The sequence below is a fragment of the Antarcticibacterium arcticum genome (assembly GCF_007993795.1).
Taxonomy (GTDB): Bacteria; Bacteroidota; Bacteroidia; order Flavobacteriales; family Flavobacteriaceae; genus Gillisia; species Gillisia arctica.
The window spans coordinates 3018384-3036748 of sequence record NZ_CP042476.1 but is presented as its reverse complement, the minus strand read 5'-3'; the positions used below and the strand labels follow the sequence as shown (position 1 = coordinate 3036748).

Below are 18365 nucleotides of genomic sequence, written 5' to 3'. Positions count from 1 at the left end.
TTTTTGTGTGAGCATAAGAACCAAAGAACTGGCAGATAAATTTGCCCTGTGGAAAACCCAACACCTTACAAATCATCAATTCCTGATGCTGTTAAGCGCAGTTATTGGATTTATTGCGGGCCTGGTGGCAGTAACCATTAAAAACCTCACGCATTATATTCAGCAATTATTGGAAGGGGAATTAATTATTAATTACCATACGGCCTTCTATTTCATATTTCCTGTAATAGGACTGGCGCTTACAGTACTTATAGTTAAATGGGGCCTACGCCGGGAAATAGGAAATGGTATTCCCACAACCCTGCATGCTATTTCACGGCGCAAGGGAATAATGCAAAAATTCCAGATGTATGCCTCATTAATTACCGCTCCTCTTACGGTAGGCTTTGGAGGATCTGTAGGATTGGAGGCACCTACCGTGGTAACCGGTGCCTCTATAAGTTCCAATATTTCAAGGTTTTTTAAGATGAACCAGGCTTCCAGAACACTTTTAATAGGTTGTGCCGCCGCCGGTGCTATGTCTGCCTTGTTCAAGGCACCTATTGCCGCCATAATTTTCGCAATTGAAATTTTTAGTCTGGATCTTACACTTATTTCCATGATCCCCTTATTGCTGGCATCGGTTTCGGCAATACTTACCACTTATTTCTTCTCTGGGTCAGATATTATACTCCATTCACAACTTACAGATGAATTTGAGATTGGCCAAGTGCCATTCTATATTCTACTGGGTGTTTTCGCCTCATTATTTTCTATTTATTTCACCAGGATCTATTTCCGGATAAATAAATTTTTCAGCAATATCGTCTCCTCTTTAAACCGGCTGCTCATAGGAGGTTTTGCCCTGGGGGTCCTCATTTTTCTAATACCTCCCTTGTATGGAGAAGGATATGATGTTATAAATAACTTGCTTCAGGAAAATTATATTAATGCCTTAGGTAAAAATGTTTTTGAAGCCTATATGGACAATATTTGGGTTGTAATAGGCCTGCTCGCCGGATTGGTTGTATTTAAGATAATTGCTACCTCTTTAACTATGGGTGCCGGAGGAGTGGGCGGGATATTTGCACCGGTCCTTTTTATGGGCAGTGCTATGGGCCATTGTTTTGCATTGATCATTAACAACCTGGGGATCTTTAAAGAACCCCTTTCAGTAAGCAACTTTACCATGGTTGGAATGGCCGGGCTTATGGCCGGGATCATGCACGCCCCCCTAACCGCCATATTCCTTATTGCCGAACTCACCAGCGGATACGAACTTTTTGTTCCCTTAATGATAACTGCGGCAATTTCCTTTATGATCACTTCGCAATTCCAGCCTCATTCGGTTTATACACTGGACCTTGCCTCCCGGGGAGAATTGATCACCCATAATAAAGATCAAATGGTATTAACTTTGCTGAATATCAGGCAGGTGATCGAGACAAATTTTGTAACCCTTAATGTTGACGCTACCCTGGGAGATATTATTCATAACGGAGTGATCAAATCTTCCCGCAACCTGTTCCCCGTGATTGATGAAAATGAACATATTGTGGGAATTATATTATTGGATGATATAAGGCCGGTAATGTTCAACCAGGCTTTATATGATGAGATTAAAGTACGGGAACTTATGCAGGAAGCGCCGGAGGTTATTGACCTTAATAAGGATCGCACTAAAGATATTATGAGAAAATTCCAGGAAAGCGATGCCTGGAACTTACCTGTAATAGAAAATGAAAAGTATATTGGATTTATATCTAAATCCAAATTGTTAACCGCCTACAGGCAAAAATTAATCGAAGTAACAGTCTAGAAGTATGTATTTAATAATGAAAATCTTAGGAATTTTAATTCTCCTTGCAGTGGGCACAGGGTTTTATTTTAGAATTAATGATGACTTTGTAATGGGAGACCGCATTATAGGATTGGCAGTCCTGGCCTTTGCATTTATACTTATGCCTATTTTTTTATATGTAAGATGGAAGGGGAAAAAATTGGAAGATTATACACTTTCCGATAAAAATATGAAGAAAATGAAGGACAGAGGAATTGATTAACTCCCTTATAATCAATAACGTTAAAAAGAATTTTATTTTAACTATAGTTGATAAATAAAAATATGTAAGTTTGTGCTTTATTAATTATTTATTTTTTTACAATGGAAGGTACAGTTAAATTTTTCAATGAGTCTAAAGGTTATGGATTCATTACTAACGACGAAACAGGAAGAGACATTTTTGTTCACGTTACAGGTCTTAATGGTGAGACTTTGAACGAAGGTGACAAAGTTGAGTACGTTGAAGAAGAAGGAAGAAAAGGATTAACCGCAGCTCAGGTGCGTGTTATCAACGATTAATATATTTTTATATCTTAATTCGAAAACCTAACAACCACCCCGTCTAAGCAATTAGACGGGGTTTTTCTGTTTCAGCTGATTAATGAGGTAATAAAAAAATTCCATTCTTATAATGATTTATTTTAAAAATGGAATTCTGTTAAGCTTGAAATTCAAGTAGGATTAGTTTTTTAATCCTTCTATCATTGTGCTGGTTAATTTGGAAAGATCATATTCGTGTTCCCATCCCCAATCTTTTCTCGCTTCGCTGTCATCAATACTACTCGGCCAGGAATCGGCAATACTCTGCCGGAAATCGGGTTCATAAGAAATTTCGAATTCTGGAATTTGGGTTTTGATCTGGTTCGCCAATTCTTCAGGCGTAAAGGTCATCGCTGCAAGGTTATAGGAGGATCTTACCTTTATGTTTTCTGAAGGTGCTTCCATAATATCTACCGTTGCTTTAATGGCATCATCCATGAACATCATGGGCAGCCCGGTTTTTTCAGAAAGGAAAGAGCTGTATTTTTTATTTTTGATGGCTTCGTGGAAGATCTCAATAGCATAATCTGTTGTGCCGCCACCAGGAAGTGTCTTATAGCTTATAATTCCCGGGTACCTTAGGCTTCTCACATCTACGCCATATTTGTTGAAATAGTATTCACACCAACGCTCTCCCGTTTGTTTTGATATCCCGTAGACTGTACTAGGCTCCATAACTGTGGTTTGGGGGGTATCCTCCTTTGGAGTTGTAGGCCCAAAAACGGCAATACTGGATGGCCAGAATACCCTGTTCACCTTTTGGTCTTTTGCCAGATTTAAAATTATAAACAGGGATTCCATATTAAGATGCCAGGCCTTCATTGGGATCTTCTCTGCAGTGGCACTTAGCATTGCAGCCATTAAATAAACATCGGTGATCTGGTGCTTAGTAATTATTTCTTCAATAAGATCCTTATCTGTGGCATCGGCAATTTCAAATGGACCCGAAAACATAAGTTCCTCACTCCCATCTTTTATATCACTGGCAATAACATTGTCTTTTCCAAAGAACTCCCTTAATTTTAAGGTAAGTTCGCTGCCTATTTGACCTGCAGCGCCAATAACCAATATCTTTTTAGAATCCATTTTATATAATTTTTCTAGCGCAAATATATTGATTTCATAAAAGATGTGAGCTGGATTGCCGTAAAAATGAGAATTTTGTTCCCCTCCTTAATTTTATATTTTTAGAAAATGATTTACTTAACTTTGTCTTTCAAGCACCTATATGAAAATTGTATTTCAAATTGTCCTTTTGCTCCTTATTACTGGGTGTAATGAGAGAGGAAAATCTACCGGACAGCAACCTGAAACCCTTAAGGATACTACTGCTTTCAGCAAACTTCTGAACTACCCCAATGAAGAAGTAATACTTTTACCCGAAACAAATGAAATTACCTCAGAATGGCTGGCATATATTACGGCCCAGTCTGAAATTGAAAATTTCAGGACCTATACCATAAACGAAGTTATATCCAATGCAACGCCCATCGCAGAAATTATGGAATCGCTTAAAGGAACCGTTCCGCCACAATTCGTTACCAATGGGGTACAAACGCGGCTCTCGGTGCTATACACTAAAGCCCGTGTGTTAGAGCGCTTGTCCAAAAAAAGAAATCCAAATCCAGAAGAAATAGCCGCTACAGCACAGGAGATCCCGGTAGAATTTAATAATTTCAAGATCCAGCTCAATGAGATATTCCTGAAAACACTTGAAGATTTTGAAGCTGAACTGGATGCTTTTGACCCAAATGAGGAAGATTCATCTCAAACCCAAATACCCCCGTTACCGGGAGCTACCCGTGACCGAAAATAATTATCCCTTTCAATTTCATATTCACCAGATCTCATTATCATGAAAATAATCCAACTACTTTTTATCCTTAGTATCTTCACCAGCTGTGAATTCTCTACTACCACCACTAAAACAACTACTTCTACTGAAGCTGAAACTTCACAACCGCCTGTGAATACAGAGGAGGCAAGAGAGAATATTGATACAGTTTTGGAGAAATGGCATAAAGCCGCGGCTGAAGCTCAATTTGATCCCTACTTTGAACTTATGGCCCGGGATGGGGTGTTCATAGGAACCGATGCCACTGAAAACTGGCAAAATCAGGAATTTCGTGACTTTTCAAAACCCTATTTTGACAAGGGAAAAGCCTGGAGTTTTTCCACGATCGAGAGGAATATTTACATTTCAGAAAATAATCAAACTGCCTGGTTTGATGAACTGCTAAACACCCAAATGGGAATATGCAGGGGGTCAGGGGTTTTGGAACTGGTGGATAATAACTGGATAATCAAGCACTATATTCTTTCAATCGCAATTCCCAACGAAAATGTAACAGAGATCGTGGAGATCAAAAAGGATTTCGATAGCAGCTTTATCGCCAAATTTGATAAATAGGCTGGCACATGCTGTATTTTCCACAAAAACCTTTCTGTATTTAATCTGCTGTTTTTTATTATTTTAGCGCATAAATTTTAATCAAATAATTGAGAATGAAAAAAATAACCAATGCTATGATCCTGTCATTTATTGGCGCAGCGGTGGTAACCGGATGCAACAATGATGATAAAAAAGTAGTTGTAAAGGAAGAACCCCGCGGGATCAACCTGGCCTATATGGACACTACGGTAAGCCCCAAAGATGACTTTTTCAGGTATGTAAATGGAAAATGGGTAGACTCTACAGAGATCCCGGGAGACCAGACCACCTGGGGGAGTTTCAATGAATTGCGCAAGAATACAGATTCCAGCGCGCTTGCCCTGTTAGAAAAAGCTTCGAAAGACAAGAACCTGGACGCTTCCAGCGATCAGGCAAAAGCTGTGTATTTATACCAAAGCATTATGGATACGGTTGCCCGTAACCAAAAAGGGGTTGAACCTTTAAAGCCTTATCTTGAAAAAATAGAGGCTATTACTAGCAAGGAAGACCTGCAGAAATATTTAACTGAAATGCAGCAATATGGTGGTGCCGGTTTCTTTGGATTTACCGTACGCTCTGATGCTAAAGACAGTAATGCAAATGCTGCGTATTTATATCCATCTGGCTTAGGATTACCGGACCGTGATTATTACGTAGGGGAAGATGCAGATTCTAAGGACATTCGTGAAAAGTATAAAACCCATATTACCAGAATGCTTCAGTACCTGGGTGATTCGCAGGAAGTTGCTGCTAAAAACGCTGAAACTATTCTTGCTTTTGAAACCAGCCTTGCAAGACCGCAACTAGATAAAGTTGAAAGACGCGATGCCCGCAAAACTTACAATCCAATGTCTGTAGAACAGTTACAAAGCCAGGTAAAGGCTATTAACTGGAAGAATTTTTTTAATGAAATTGGTGCAGCCAATGTGGATACCGTTATCGTTGCACAGCCTAAATACATGCAGGCCCTGCAAACCACTTTTGCCGGAAACAATGTTGCCGACTGGAAAACCTACCTGCGTTGGAATCTTTTCAATGATGCATCCTCCATGCTTAGTATAGAGATTGAAAAAGCAAACTGGGAATTTTACAGCAAAACTTTACAGGGAGCGAAGGAACAACGCCCAATGAAAGAACGCGCTTTGGCTACTGTAAATGGTTCTTTGGGGGAAGCCCTTGGAAAATTATATGTAGAGGAAAATTTCCCGCCGGAAGCTAAAGAGAAGGCCCAGGAAATGATTGCGAACATTATCAAGGCATTTGAAGTAAGGATAAACAACCTTACCTGGATGAGCGACAGCACCAAAGTAAAGGCTATTGAAAAACTGGGAACTACTGTAGTAAAAGTTGGATATCCCGATGAATGGAAAGATTACAGCGAACTTGAGATCTCCAAACCGGGTGACAAGGATGGTTCATTTTTCCAGAATATGTTGAACGCCAGTAAATGGAGAGTTAAGGAAACAATGGCCAAACTTGGTAATCCTGTAGATAAGACCGAGTGGTTCATGCCTCCACAAACTGTAAATGCATATTACAACCCAAGTTATAACGAGATCGTGTTCCCTGCAGCTATACTTCAACCGCCTTTTTATGATTATAAGGCAGATGCAGCTGTAAATTACGGCGGCATTGGCGCAGTAATTGGCCACGAGATCTCTCACGGTTTTGACGACAGTGGCTCAAGATTTGACTCACAGGGTAACCTGAATAACTGGTGGACTGAAGACGACCTTAAGCAATTTGAAGGTCTTGGGGGCGCTCTTGCTGACCAATACAGTGCAATTGAGGTTTTAGACAGTGTATACATAAACGGGAAATTCACCCTTGGGGAGAACATTGGAGATCTTGGTGGTGTGAATGCCGCTTATGACGGACTTCAAATTCATCTGAAGGAGCACGGAAATCCGGGTAAAATTGACGGTTTCACACCAGAACAACGATTCTTTATGTCCTGGGCCACTGTATGGCGTACCAAAATGAGAGATGAGGCCTTAAGAAACCGAATTAAAACCGATCCGCATTCACCGGGGATGTACCGCGCATTTGTACCTCTTCAAAATATAGATGCTTTCTATAAGGCATTTGATATTAAAGAAGGTGACAAAATGTATGTAGCTCCTGAAAACCGGGTGCTTATCTGGTAATACTCATTTTCCAATAATACCTAAAAAGGGCCGCAGCAATGCAGGCCCTTTTTTATTATATACTACCCCCCAGTAAAAATTAAGTAATTCCCGGAGTAAAAATGATCCTTAATCAAGCAAACTTTTACTAAAGACATAGCCTAACTCCTCTTCTAACCTCAAAGCTTTTATGAGTTTCCCCTTTGAGGGGGTTGAATGATCAAATTCCGGGACCGGTAGATTTTTTGCCCTGGCTACAGCGGTATAATACTCTTTCTTAGATGGATGATCCGGATGAACTCCAAGGAAAACCCCTTGTGATCCTGAACTTATCACTGCCATAATAATCCCAATACAATCTTCCAGATGAATAAGATTAACCGGGGCTTCGGGATTGCTGATGTCTTTCCGGCCGGAGAGGTATTTGACGGGATGCCTTCCCGGGCCAAAAAGTCCGCCAAACCTTATAATACTGAGAACATTGATTCCAGATTTTTTTAAAAGAGTTTCGGCTCCACGCAGTTGTAATGAATTCGCAGCAGTCGCATTGGGAGCATCCTCCTCATTATATTCCGGAATATCTACTCCATCTTCATATACCGAAGTGGAGCTTATAAAGATTACTTGTTTCACAGAAGATCTATCCAGATATTCAGTTATTCTTCCTGTTTTTCCCGCAAAATTGGCTTCAGGGTCTTTCCGGGTACCGGGGGGAATATCGATAATGAGAATTTCAGCATCACTTAAAAAGGAGGTTAGATCTCCCTGAACCCCTTCCTCATAAACTTTTATTTTATAAGGGATGACCCCTTCAGCTGTAAGCCGGGACATTTTATCCATGGAGGTTGTAGAGCCTTTCACTGTATGCCCTTCTTCCAGCAATCTTTTAGCTAAAGGTAATCCCAGCCATCCGCAACCTAAAACAGATATATTCATACACGCTCTTCTTATCTTTTTTCAACATCCACTTCAAAACTACAATATTTAGCTTAAGGCAGCCGCAGGGTTTGCTTAACAATAACAGCATCATTAAGAACAAATGGCCGTGGGATCATTGTTTTCTCTCTTGGAGGTACATTAAGTTCCGGATTATCCAGCAGGTCATAACTCGCTTCATATAATGTAAATTCCGGTAATTCCTCAGGAGCCACAACAAATTCCAGTCTTAACGTGTCTCTGTTGGTCGCATGGTAAATAAGCAGCCTCTCCTGCCATCTTTTAGTAAAAATGTGAAAGGCTTGCTTCCCAAGATTTACCTCCCCTGCCTCCAGGTTATTGACTCTAAATTCCTGAAAATTCACATTCCTGTCAGCAAAAAGTTCCATCCTGTTTATTCTTCGGTTAGGAGCTATTTTTAGGGAATATCTTGCAAATCCTAAGGAATCTGTTTCTTCAATTTGATTGAAAAGAATCCCCGGCCGGGCGAGCGGAATTGTGGGGGCTTCAGCTTTATAATTAAAATTAGAGCGGTATTTACTGCTAAACCCGGCTTCATGTTCCTTAACCTGTAAAGGATCTTTTCCGAAGAAAGGCTTAGTCCAGTCATCAATCATCTTATCATAGGAATTCCAACTGGCTTTTTGGGTATCGTTATCCAAAATATACACCAGACTATTGGGTTTTGGCCTATTTTCATTGAAAGAGGATTTAAAATGAGCAGTGATAAAAAGAATATTAAAAATTAGGAAGCAAAATAATCCCAATGCTTTTTTCTGAGTAAAATATCCAAAGACCGGCAGAAAAAGGCTAAATAATAAAGTGGTAAGAATTGCAGCTACAAACAGGATTTTAAGACCCAGTGCGACCGGGAAAATTGGAATGAACGGTAGCAGGATAACGAGGGCAGGCAGGCTCAAAAAAAACATTAAAAACAGGTTTGGCCTTCTATAACGCAGCATTAGCCCTAATTGCAGAATAGCAAATAACGCAGGTATTATAAAATAGGCAGCACCTTTCAGGAAAACAGCGGTTAATAAGCATAGAAACAACCAAAAGAAAAGCGGAAATACGAAAAATTCTGTCTGTTTCCCGGCAATTCGGAATTTATGATATACCATAAAATTAATGCACAGGCTTAGAAAGATCGCTGCCGCAATATACCAGTACCCATTATAGGTAAATCCATGTTCCATTTCAGGATATTCTGCATAGATCATAAATCCAAATTGCCAAAGAAGAAAGACCAGAATCGCTGATCCAAATAGGCTACCCAAAAATGCTAAACTCCCCTGAAAAATAGCTTTATAATTGAAACGCTTTCTGTAAACTCCATACCCCGTCACAACCAGGAAAAAGATAAAAGCAAGTATAAGTATAGGAAGTATCCAGGCAAAGGGATAGGTTACTATCTTACCTCCAGGAATACTGAAATAAATAAGATCCTCATTCGACTCCAGAGAAGAGAGGTTGGCATTTTTAAAATAATTTAAAAGCGGTACCAGATAACTGCCCTGATGTGCGAGGGTTTCCATATCCAGATTTTCAGGAATATCGTTGGCGGTATGATAATCATAATGGTCATCTATAAAAGCGAAGTTAAAACCGTTTATATTACCTTCTTCCCGCAAAACGGTAAGATCTGTATCATTTGGCAGCATTTTATAGACACTATAAGCCAGGGAATTTGTAACCGGAAAGCGTGGATTGGCCTTTATAAACTCTTTTATCAATCCCGAATTCCCCTTATTGGTCTCCAGAAGCATAAAGGAATTCCCGCCGCTTCCGCGAGCTTCAAAATTCAATGCAAGCCCAACATTCCTCGCCCAGGGATGCTTTTCAACAAAAAGACGTGCCCCAAGAAGGCCAATTTCTTCCCCATCAGTAAAAAGAAGAATAATATCATTTTCGTGGGGATCGCCTGCGGCCAGCATCGCTCTAACAGCTTCAAGGATTACCCCTATCCCGCTCGCAGCATCACTGGCACCAAAGGAAGAGTGCCCGGCACTATCATAATGAGACATTAAAAGCAGGTCTTTTCCTCCGTTCTTTTGATTTCCGGGAATACGGGCCAGGATATTTTTGGACAGGGCAATTACGCCACTGTTATCAAGGCTGTAACCTTCCTGGGTTTGCACTTCCAATCCCATATTTTGCAGCTCATTCACTATGTAATTCCTTACAAGACTGTGAGAATTACTTCCCAGGTAATGAGGGGCCTGCGCCATACTGTTAACGTGACCAAAAGCCCTTAGAGTTGAAAATTCTGTTTCAGGAACATCTGCCTTTTCCACATTTCGCGGCATGGTGGAAAAGAACAGAAACCACACAACACATACCAGTAATAAGAGGATTATAAGGGGGGAAATTTTTTTCAGCATAGATACAGGGATCAACAAGGCTTTAAAGATAAATAAGATTAGCCGAAAAAAAGAATTTCAAACCGGCGCTTCCCAATGATTAAAAAATTGATTATATTGAAACAGTTAACAATCAAAAACTTAGCGTCATGGGTATTAAAAGTTTTCAGGGAAAAAGGGCGGAACCGGAGAAAATAATGAGCTTACCAATTCTCGTGGAAGATTACATGAGTCATTCTCTCATCACCTTTAGAAAAGATCAATTGGTGGTAGAAGTTATGGAAGCTCTTATTAAACACAAAATATCAGGCGCCCCGGTGGTAGATGAACACAATCGGCTTGTAGGAATAATTTCAGATGGAGATTGTATGAAGCAAATTTCGGAAAGCAGGTATTATAATATGCCAATTGGGGATATGCAAATTGAAAAATTCATGGAAACCAATGTGCCAACAATAGATAGAAAGGCCAATGTATTTGATTGTGCTTCCCTCTTTTATAAGCACAATTGCCGGCGGTTCCCAATTATTGAAAATGACAGATTGGTGGGCATGATAAGCAGGAAGGATATCCTATGTGCCGCCTTGAAGCTACGCGGGCAAAACTGGCATTCCTAAGTGCGTTTCACCAGGGCATAAAAGTCCCCGTCCAGCGGTAAATAACCCTGGTCATACACGAAATAATAAACGGTGCCTGTTTTGGTAGTATAAATACTGGTAAAATAATCAAAACTAAAACCTTTAGCCAGCAGTTTTGTTCTGCTGGTTTTTGTTTTATCAACAGGATTGAGTTCCTCGAGTATCCGGTAATTTTTTCGCAGGCGGTTATTAATATTGCGAACCATGTTGCTGCGGTCCTTATTGATCTTATTGTTATAGGCATTACGGCAGCCATCGCTGCAGAATTTCTTATCTACCCGACCAACAATCTTATCCTCGCACTCCAGACAAGTTTTTTGCATAATTAAAGATAGAAAAAAATATTTTTAGTTTTAATATTTCCCCTTGCGCTGTTAGGTTCCCAGACTTTCAATAAGCCAGGAAGTTTTTATGCATCATGCATATATTTATTTTAAAACAAACACAATTGCGGTTTAGAAAAATATTGGAGAAGGGCTATTTCATCAAACGACAAGATGTTACATTTTTACACTACCACAGCGGCAAATGTTTACTACTTCTTTTTAAAGAGATTTAAAATAGTTTTCCCTATCTCATCCAGGGGCTCCAGTAGAGAAGGATTTTTTCTATCTATAGCAGTAATTCCTATAAACCCAACCTGGATGGGGTAAATTAAAATAAAATTTTGGCGGGTAAAATATTTATTTAAATAAACCGGAACCTGGGCCATGTTTTCTTCATAGGAGGGTTTACCCTTAAGGCTAAGAACTATGATCAAATTATCATCTTTCTTACAATACCCTGATATTATAAGAAAATCATTCCAATCTGGAAATTCTATAAATTCGCAATTAACCGGATGTATCTTTTGAACTTGCTTTATGTAATTGAGGGTTTCTAAGGAGCTGTAGAAAACCAAGGTGGTTCCTGTATTTCGAGCAATATTCCAAACTTTTAATAGCCAGAAAGGGAAGCCTGTTTCTTTTTCAGCCAAATCGGGCACAAGCACGTGGTGTCTTTTAATTGTGCTTAAAGGTTGGAAAGCTTTATAAATAAAAGTGGTTGTCCGGGAGCGCTCAAGTATACTTTCAGTAAGATTTCCTAAAAATGAATCTGAAATTTCAGATTTTACATGAAGACCTAATATTAGGTCACTTATATTATGTTCCCGAATGGCACTTTTAATTCCGTTACCAATATTTTCATCATACCTTAAAAGTTCGGTTAAAATATTATCTGTAGATGCGGCTGCAACTGCAGCTTTTACAAGTAATTTCTTTGCATTCTTATCGGCATAACCATTTACAGAATTATGATCGACGATACTTAAAGCAAATAGGCCCTCCTTGTTACTACGGGATTTAATGGTAACTCCCAAATTAATAAGCTCATCTGTAGTATCAATATTACTAATGGGTATCAATATCCTTTCGTGCTCGTTCTCTCTGTCATCCTCAGGAACTTCAGACAGGGATAGATTTCTGGCTCCTCTCTGTGCAACAAAGGAGGCAATAGTACAGGTGATAAGAATCATTAAAATGGTTCCGTTTAGAACACTCTCATTTAATAATCGAATAGGTTCTCCTCCGGCAGTTTCACCAATTATAATATTATATCCTACCAGGACCGCAGCCAGAGTTGCCGCTGCCTGCGCATTGCTTAAGCCAAAAATTAGCCTTCGCTCATCCAGGGTGAAATTATAGGTTTTTTGTGTAAGCCAGGCGGCTATGAATTTTGCAGCAGTAGCTATAATGGTCATTACCGCAGCAACTTTAATAGTATCCAGGTCCTGGAAGAAAGCACGGTAGTCTATAAGCATTCCCACCCCTATGAGAAAAAAAGGAATAAAGATCGCGTTCCCTACAAACTCAATTCTGTTCATTAGAGGTGATGTTTGGGGTATTAACCGGTTTAATGCAAGGCCGGCAAGAAAAGCTCCAATAATAGCCTCTATCCCGGCAAGTTCTGCAAGTACAGCTCCAAGGAAAACCATAACCAACACAAAAATATATTGAGAAACATTATCCTCATAATGTTTAAAGAACCACCGCGCAATAACAGGGAACAGAAATATTACTATTAGCCCGAATATAATTATGGAAATGGTCAATCTCACCCAGAAAGTGGTATTAACTTCCCCAGCAGACATTCCTACGATAACCGCCAGTACGAGAAGGGCCAGGGTGTCTGTAATCATTGTACCACCTACTGCCACATTTACAGCCCTGTTTTTAGCAACTCCCAGTTTACTTATTAAAGGATAGGCAATAAGAGTGTGAGATGCAAACATACTGGCCAGAAGAATGGAGGTTAGCAAGGAAAACTGCAAAATATAAAGCCCTCCTACGATACCCAAAGTCATTGGTATAATGAAGGTGTATAAACCAAAAACTATACTTTTTTTACTGTTCTTTTTAAAATCTACCAGATCAATTTCTAAGCCTGCAAGAAACATGATGTATAACAATCCTGCTGTTCCTGAAAGAATAATACTGGAATCCCTTGCCATAAGATAGAATCCATTAGGCCCTATTACAGCTCCCGCAATGATCAATCCCAGTAAATGAGGGATCTTTATCTTGTTAAGAATTATGGGAGCAAATAATATAATTACAAGGATTAACAGAAATTTTAATACCGGATTGGTAAGAGGTAGAGTTGCGTCGTAAATATTTAAAAGAATCATCCGGGTGAAAAATTAAGCCTGAAAGTACCAGGCCTACTAAAATACAATTTAAACCATTTCCCGCAGCAATGAGAAATCGTCATAATAGACATATAGAATTGGTGTTTTTCTCTAAATCCCTTCAAGCTCCTCAACTTCCAGTTCATAATCATATTGCAGATCTTCATGGAGCGCAGAGATGATTTTTTTTACGGCAACAAGTTGCCTTTGATAAAGATTTAGCAAGGTGGTGTTCCTTTTTATGGAAGGTTTAAAATCCTTCAACTTAGAACAAAAATATAAAAGCAACTCGGCCTCTGTTTCTTTCTTTAAAGAATAGCGGCTATACTTTTTTATATTTCGCAGGATCTTCCTAACGCTTTTCTTTATAAAAAAGAAATTTTTCGTGTTAATAGCATTAAATTCCAGATCTATTTCTGTCTTGATATTTTGTATATACTCCTCTTCATCAAGCGATTCAAAAAGAAGATAAGTAAGCAATTCTTTATTCTCCTTTTTAAATTTTGATAATCTTAAACACAATTCCAGCAACTCCCCGGGAGAGCGAAAAGACAATTCTTTTTTTAACTGACTTACAGTTGCTGCTTTCATAAGGTATTACTCCTAATTTTTATTTTACCTCCACTTTTTCTGAATAGGCCATGAAAGAATCCTGCAGGCGTTCAATTTTCCCATTGAAATCATTTGCAAATACAAGATACTGGCATTTGGTAATGTGTTCAGGGATCTGGATAAGGTTGGTATAGTCACGGTTTCCTGTCAATAATTCTGCATCATCAACAATAAACAATTTTAGCTGGCTCACATTAATTCCCGAAAGTTTAAAGAGTTTGTTTAGCTTGGCGGGAGTAGCGATCACAATATCTACCCCTTCATAAATATCACCTTTTTGAACATCAATATCGGGTTGGTCATAGGCGGCATATATTCTTAGATCCATATATCTTGTAAAGATCTTGAACTTTTCTTCCAGCTCCAATGCAGCTTCCTTGTCTTTCACAAAAATAAGTGCCCGTGGCGCGTCCTCAAATGCCTCACAATTTAATTTCTGAATGGTACTGATAATAAGTGTTGTAGTCTTCCCGCAACCGGCAGGTCCAATTCCAAATAGGTTCATTCCGCTTTTGATCCTGGATAATATTTTTTTCTGAAACGGCAGTGGCTCTTCATAGCCCAATCTCTCAAGAGCTTCCAGCAGGGGTTCATTCAATTTTTTAAAAGCCATAGTGTTATTTTAAATTCAGAAGGTTGATAATTATCTCCCTTATTTGCAAACTTAGGCCAATATTCCCATCTTTTTAGTTTAGCAGGGCTTTTTCCCTTTTCGCAACAAAAAATTTATACACTTCCATAACCAATAATATTGGTATTGCCAGTAAAAGGATATATCCCCACTCAGTAAAAGTGATAGGTTCAATTCGCAGGATCTTTTGCATAAATGGGAGCTGCATGCTTAAAATGTGGATTCCCTGAGCGGCAATTACTCCAAAGATTAGAATGTAATTTCTGCTTATAGGCACCCTGAAAGTTGAAATCCTCTCTGACCGGCAATTGAAAACGTGTAAATTCTGCATAAACACCATGAGCAGTAGCACAAGGTTGCGGGCGTATTCCTCCTCCAAAGATGTATACCGGTTTAGCCAGAGCCAAAAACCAAAAGCTACTGTTGCCATAGTGAAACTTGCAACCAGCGTTTGCCTTATCATTGATTTATTAAAAATACGCTCAGAAGGTGGGCGAGGCTTCCTTTTCATGGCGCCGGGTTCCCCACCTTCAAAAGCCAGCGCTACATCCTGGATCCCATTGGTCACCAGGTTTAGCCAAAGCAATTGTACCGCTATCATAGGCAGCGGGAGGCCCGCAAGAAGGGAACTAATAAAAAGAATTCCCAGCGCGGCACCAGTAGAAATAAGAAGATAGATCACTTTCCTCACATTATCATATGCAAAGCGTCCCTCCTCTACACCAGCCACTATAGATGAAAAATTATCATCTACCACTATCATAGAGCCTACCTCTTTGGCAACATCTGTCCCGGAACCCATGGCTACTCCAATATTTGCCCTTTTTAAAGCAGGGGCATCATTAACACCATCGCCCGTCACGGCTACAAATTCTCCCTTCTCGATTAATACATTTACGATCTCCAGCTTTTGAGTGGGAGACACCCTTGCAAATACTGTTGAAGAGGCCACCAAATTGCGGAAAGCCAAAGAGCTTGAAGGAGAATTATTTTCAAGCATTTTACCTGTAATTACAGGCAAATCCTCAGCAGAAATTCCCAGTTCTCCCGCAAGGGTTTTAGCGGTAGAAGGATGGTCTCCTGTGATCATAATAACCTTAATACCTGCTTTTCGGCAAAGATCTACCGCGTCCCTGGCTTCCGGTCTCAATGGATCAATAAAGCCCACGAGCCCGTTAAGGGTCAATGGAGGGAGATCTTTTGCTTCATAATTATCCTTATAAGCCAGATTTGGACTTTCCCCACTGGCAAACGCAAGGACCCTGAAACCCTGCATTGCTGTTTTCTCTGCCAGAGCGAGGATATTCTCCCGAAGGAGAGGAGAAGGTATACCGTTGACTAACATTGAATCGCAAAAATCCAGTACGGTTTCAACGGCTCCCTTTAATTCTATGTTCACTTTTTCATTATGACAAATTGCAGCTGAAAATTTATTCTGCGATTCATAAGGAATTTTAATCACCGTGTTCTCCCCGGCGCACATTTCTTCAGGCACCAATCCCAGTTTATAAGATAACCCAAGCAAGGCCACATCCATAGAATCTCCGGCATGCTCCCAGGTTTCCCCATTATTAACCAGCAGGGCCTCATTGGCAAAGACTGCGGTGCGGCATATTCTGTATAGTTCACTTCTTTCAGAATAAAGTACAGGCCTTAATGGATCTTTTTCGCTGTTCACATTGCCATTACCGTTGTAGCCCTGCCCCGCGACATGAAATAAACTGCCATCAGGTAGCAGGATAATCTTTGCCGTTTGTTCGTTTACAGTAAGTGTACCCGTTTTATCACTGGCTATTACGGTACAGCTGCCCAAACTTTCTACCGAGTTTAATTTTCGTACAATTACATTGCGCTTTGCCATGCGTTTTGTGGCGATTGAGAGGGCCACTGTTAGTGCTACGGGTAACCCCTCAGGTATTGCAGATACGGCCAGTGCCACCACAACAAAGAAAATTCCTATTAATTCCATACCCTGTAGGTACAGCAGTGTCCCTACAATAAGGCTTACAACAAGGAGAAAAATTCCTATCTGGGCGATAAATTTATCCATTCTTTGCACCAAAGGAGGTTTGGCCGACTTTGACTCTGTGACATTCCTGGAGATTTTACCTACTTCGGTAAGTATTCCGGTATTGACGGCAACCCCCCGACCTCTGCCGTTCATTACTGTAGAGCCGGCAAATGCCATATTGGATCTTTCGGGAACTCCACATTGGTTTTTTAGGGTGCCAAGGCGTTTTTTTGCGGCAATAGATTCTCCGGTTAAAAAACTTTCATCTATTTCCAGGTTATTGGCCTCAAGCAACCTGAGATCTGCCGGAACTTTTATTCCGGATTCCAGTAAAATGATATCTCCGGGAACCACTTCTTCTGAAGGAATTTCCTTCCCCTTCCCGTTTCGTAGCACCCGGGCTTTAATTTTTAAAAGCTGTTGAAGGGCAGACGCACTTTTTTCAGCTTTGAATTCCTGATAGGCTCCCAGCGCACTATTAATAAAGATCACCAAAAAGATAAAAATGGCATCCTCCACTTCTCCTATAGCAACTGAAGCTATCGCGGCAAGAACAAGAATAAAAATTAGCGGATTGAGAAGCTGGTGCAAGATAATCTGGACCAGAGTCATCCTCACCCCGGCTGGAAGCCTATTCTCCCCGTATTGAAATAACCGCTTCTTTACCTCATCCTGAGACAAACCCTGGGCAGAGGTTTTAAGTTCTACCAGTATTTGTGCAATATCCTTATCATGCCAGGAATTGCGAAAGTTCACCTCCTTATTTCTCATAATTAATTTTTATTAATGAAGATTCTATTGCAAAAAATCTTCAAATTCACTGGTGCTAACAGGCGGAGACTGCAATCCGGCTTTGGATCAATCTTATTTCAATAAATGTTGGGTAAGGGGATTTTTAAAAATTATGGGAAGACTAAAATAGTGATTTCATAGCAATTTACTTCCTGAACATGAAATGATATTTATCACTGAAACAGGAATTTAGCCGGGTTAAAAGAAGGTGGTTGAAAGCTGTGTTTTACAAAAAACCTAAAGAAATTTTGAGCGCATATCCATTTACAAACGTTTACAAACGAATGTAAATGAAAACAAACCCTTATCTACCGATTATCCTTTGAGACCCGCCATAAGTTTGTCCTGTTGAAATGAACCAATGATTTTCAACTGCAATAAAATTCTATGGTTATGAGCACTTTAAGAAACAAAGTACAATTGATTGGACACGTAGGTAATACTCCTGAGATCCTGAATCTTGAAACCGGTAAAAAACTGGCTAAATTCTCCATTGCCACCAATGAGTCTTACAAAAATTCCAAAGGAGAAAAAGTTACAGACACCCAGTGGCATAATATTGTGGCCTGGGGTAAAACCGCAGAACTTATTGAAAAGTTTGCGCCCAAAGGAAAGGAAGTGGGAATAGAAGGAAAACTTACCACCCGCAGCTATGAAGATAAGGAGGGTGTTAAAAGGTATATCACAGAGATAGTGTGCAGTGAGCTGTTGTTAATGGGAAAATAATTGAAATTGAATAATGGGACTTTAGAAAAGGTACGGGTTACTAAAATAGCCGGTACCTTTTTTATTTGCCTG

At 39.8% G+C, this 18365-nt stretch carries 16 protein-coding genes; 8 read left to right on the top strand and 8 right to left on the bottom strand.

The genetic code is table 11. The features are described 5' to 3' along the window. The first annotated feature begins 7 nt into the window (after positions 1-7). The 3 genes from FK178_RS13740 to FK178_RS13730 all read left to right on the top strand — a co-directional run bounded on the left by FK178_RS13740 (position 8) and on the right by FK178_RS13730 (position 2341). A complete protein-coding gene (locus tag FK178_RS13740) occupies positions 8-1798 on the top strand; it encodes a chloride channel protein (protein WP_146836402.1) in 1791 nt (596 codons plus the stop codon). 16 nt (positions 1799-1814) lie between these two features. Continuing rightward, a complete protein-coding gene (locus FK178_RS13735) occupies positions 1815-2042 on the top strand; it encodes a hypothetical protein (protein WP_240793845.1) in 228 nt (75 codons plus the stop codon). A 101-nt stretch (positions 2043-2143) separates the two neighbouring features. Beyond that, entirely contained in the window at positions 2144-2341 is a 198-nt protein-coding gene (locus FK178_RS13730; RefSeq protein ID WP_139066456.1) for a cold-shock protein, read from the top strand. A 162-nt stretch (positions 2342-2503) separates the two neighbouring features. Here FK178_RS13730 and FK178_RS13725 read toward each other — a convergent pair whose 3' ends face one another. Next, positions 2504-3448, bottom strand: a complete 945-nt coding sequence (locus FK178_RS13725) for an NAD-dependent epimerase/dehydratase family protein (RefSeq protein ID WP_146836396.1) — start codon at positions 3446-3448, stop codon at positions 2504-2506. Between the two features lie 142 nt (positions 3449-3590). On the opposite strand from FK178_RS13725, the gene FK178_RS13720 reads away from it, so the two are divergent. From FK178_RS13720 to FK178_RS13710, 3 genes are all read left to right on the top strand, one after another. Continuing rightward, entirely contained in the window at positions 3591-4178 is a 588-nt protein-coding gene (locus tag FK178_RS13720) for a hypothetical protein (protein ID WP_146836393.1), read from the top strand. A 39-nt stretch (positions 4179-4217) separates the two neighbouring features. After that, positions 4218-4772 (top strand): nuclear transport factor 2 family protein, encoded by a 555-nt coding sequence (locus tag FK178_RS13715; protein WP_146836391.1) that lies wholly within the window; start codon positions 4218-4220, stop codon positions 4770-4772. A gap of 95 nt (positions 4773-4867) precedes the next feature. Next, the gene (locus tag FK178_RS13710) at positions 4868-6940 is read left to right on the top strand and encodes a M13 family metallopeptidase (protein ID WP_146836389.1); all 2073 of its coding nucleotides are present in this window, start codon (positions 4868-4870) and stop codon (positions 6938-6940) included. A 108-nt stretch (positions 6941-7048) separates the two neighbouring features. Here FK178_RS13710 and FK178_RS13705 read toward each other — a convergent pair whose 3' ends face one another. Both FK178_RS13705 and FK178_RS13700 read right to left on the bottom strand, forming a co-directional pair. Next, positions 7049-7855: an NAD(P)H-binding protein gene (locus FK178_RS13705; RefSeq protein WP_146836386.1), complete on the bottom strand. Its 807-nt coding sequence runs from the start codon at positions 7853-7855 to the stop codon at positions 7049-7051. A gap of 53 nt (positions 7856-7908) precedes the next feature. Beyond that, complete coding sequence (locus FK178_RS13700; protein WP_146836383.1) at positions 7909-10236, bottom strand: M28 family peptidase; 2328 nt, start codon at positions 10234-10236, stop codon at positions 7909-7911. 128 nt (positions 10237-10364) lie between these two features. Between FK178_RS13700 and FK178_RS13695 the strand changes: the two genes are divergently transcribed. Then, entirely contained in the window at positions 10365-10832 is a 468-nt protein-coding gene (locus FK178_RS13695; protein WP_146836380.1) for a CBS domain-containing protein, read from the top strand. On the opposite strand, the gene FK178_RS13690 is transcribed toward FK178_RS13695, so the two are convergent. The 5 genes from FK178_RS13690 to FK178_RS13670 form a co-directional block, all read right to left on the bottom strand. Further along, a complete protein-coding gene (locus FK178_RS13690; protein WP_146836378.1) occupies positions 10829-11176 on the bottom strand; it encodes a hypothetical protein in 348 nt (115 codons plus the stop codon). The genes FK178_RS13695 and FK178_RS13690 overlap by 4 nt on opposite strands. A 212-nt stretch (positions 11177-11388) precedes the next feature. Beyond that, on the bottom strand, positions 11389-13521 hold the full coding sequence (locus tag FK178_RS13685) for a cation:proton antiporter (protein WP_146836375.1): 2133 nt from the start codon (positions 13519-13521) through the stop codon (positions 11389-11391). Between the two features lie 111 nt (positions 13522-13632). Continuing rightward, the gene (locus FK178_RS13680; RefSeq protein WP_146836372.1) at positions 13633-14112 is read right to left on the bottom strand and encodes a hypothetical protein; all 480 of its coding nucleotides are present in this window, start codon (positions 14110-14112) and stop codon (positions 13633-13635) included. Positions 14113-14131: 19 nt separating this feature from the next. Continuing rightward, entirely contained in the window at positions 14132-14746 is a 615-nt protein-coding gene (locus tag FK178_RS13675; protein WP_146836369.1) for a DEAD/DEAH box helicase, read from the bottom strand. Between the two features lie 73 nt (positions 14747-14819). Further along, on the bottom strand, positions 14820-17546 hold the full coding sequence (locus FK178_RS13670) for a cation-translocating P-type ATPase (RefSeq protein WP_146836366.1): 2727 nt from the start codon (positions 17544-17546) through the stop codon (positions 14820-14822). Between the two features lie 414 nt (positions 17547-17960). On the opposite strand from FK178_RS13670, the gene FK178_RS13665 reads away from it, so the two are divergent. Further along, on the top strand, positions 17961-18293 hold the full coding sequence (locus tag FK178_RS13665) for a single-stranded DNA-binding protein (RefSeq protein ID WP_146836363.1): 333 nt from the start codon (positions 17961-17963) through the stop codon (positions 18291-18293). The last annotated feature ends 72 nt before the right edge of the window (positions 18294-18365 follow it).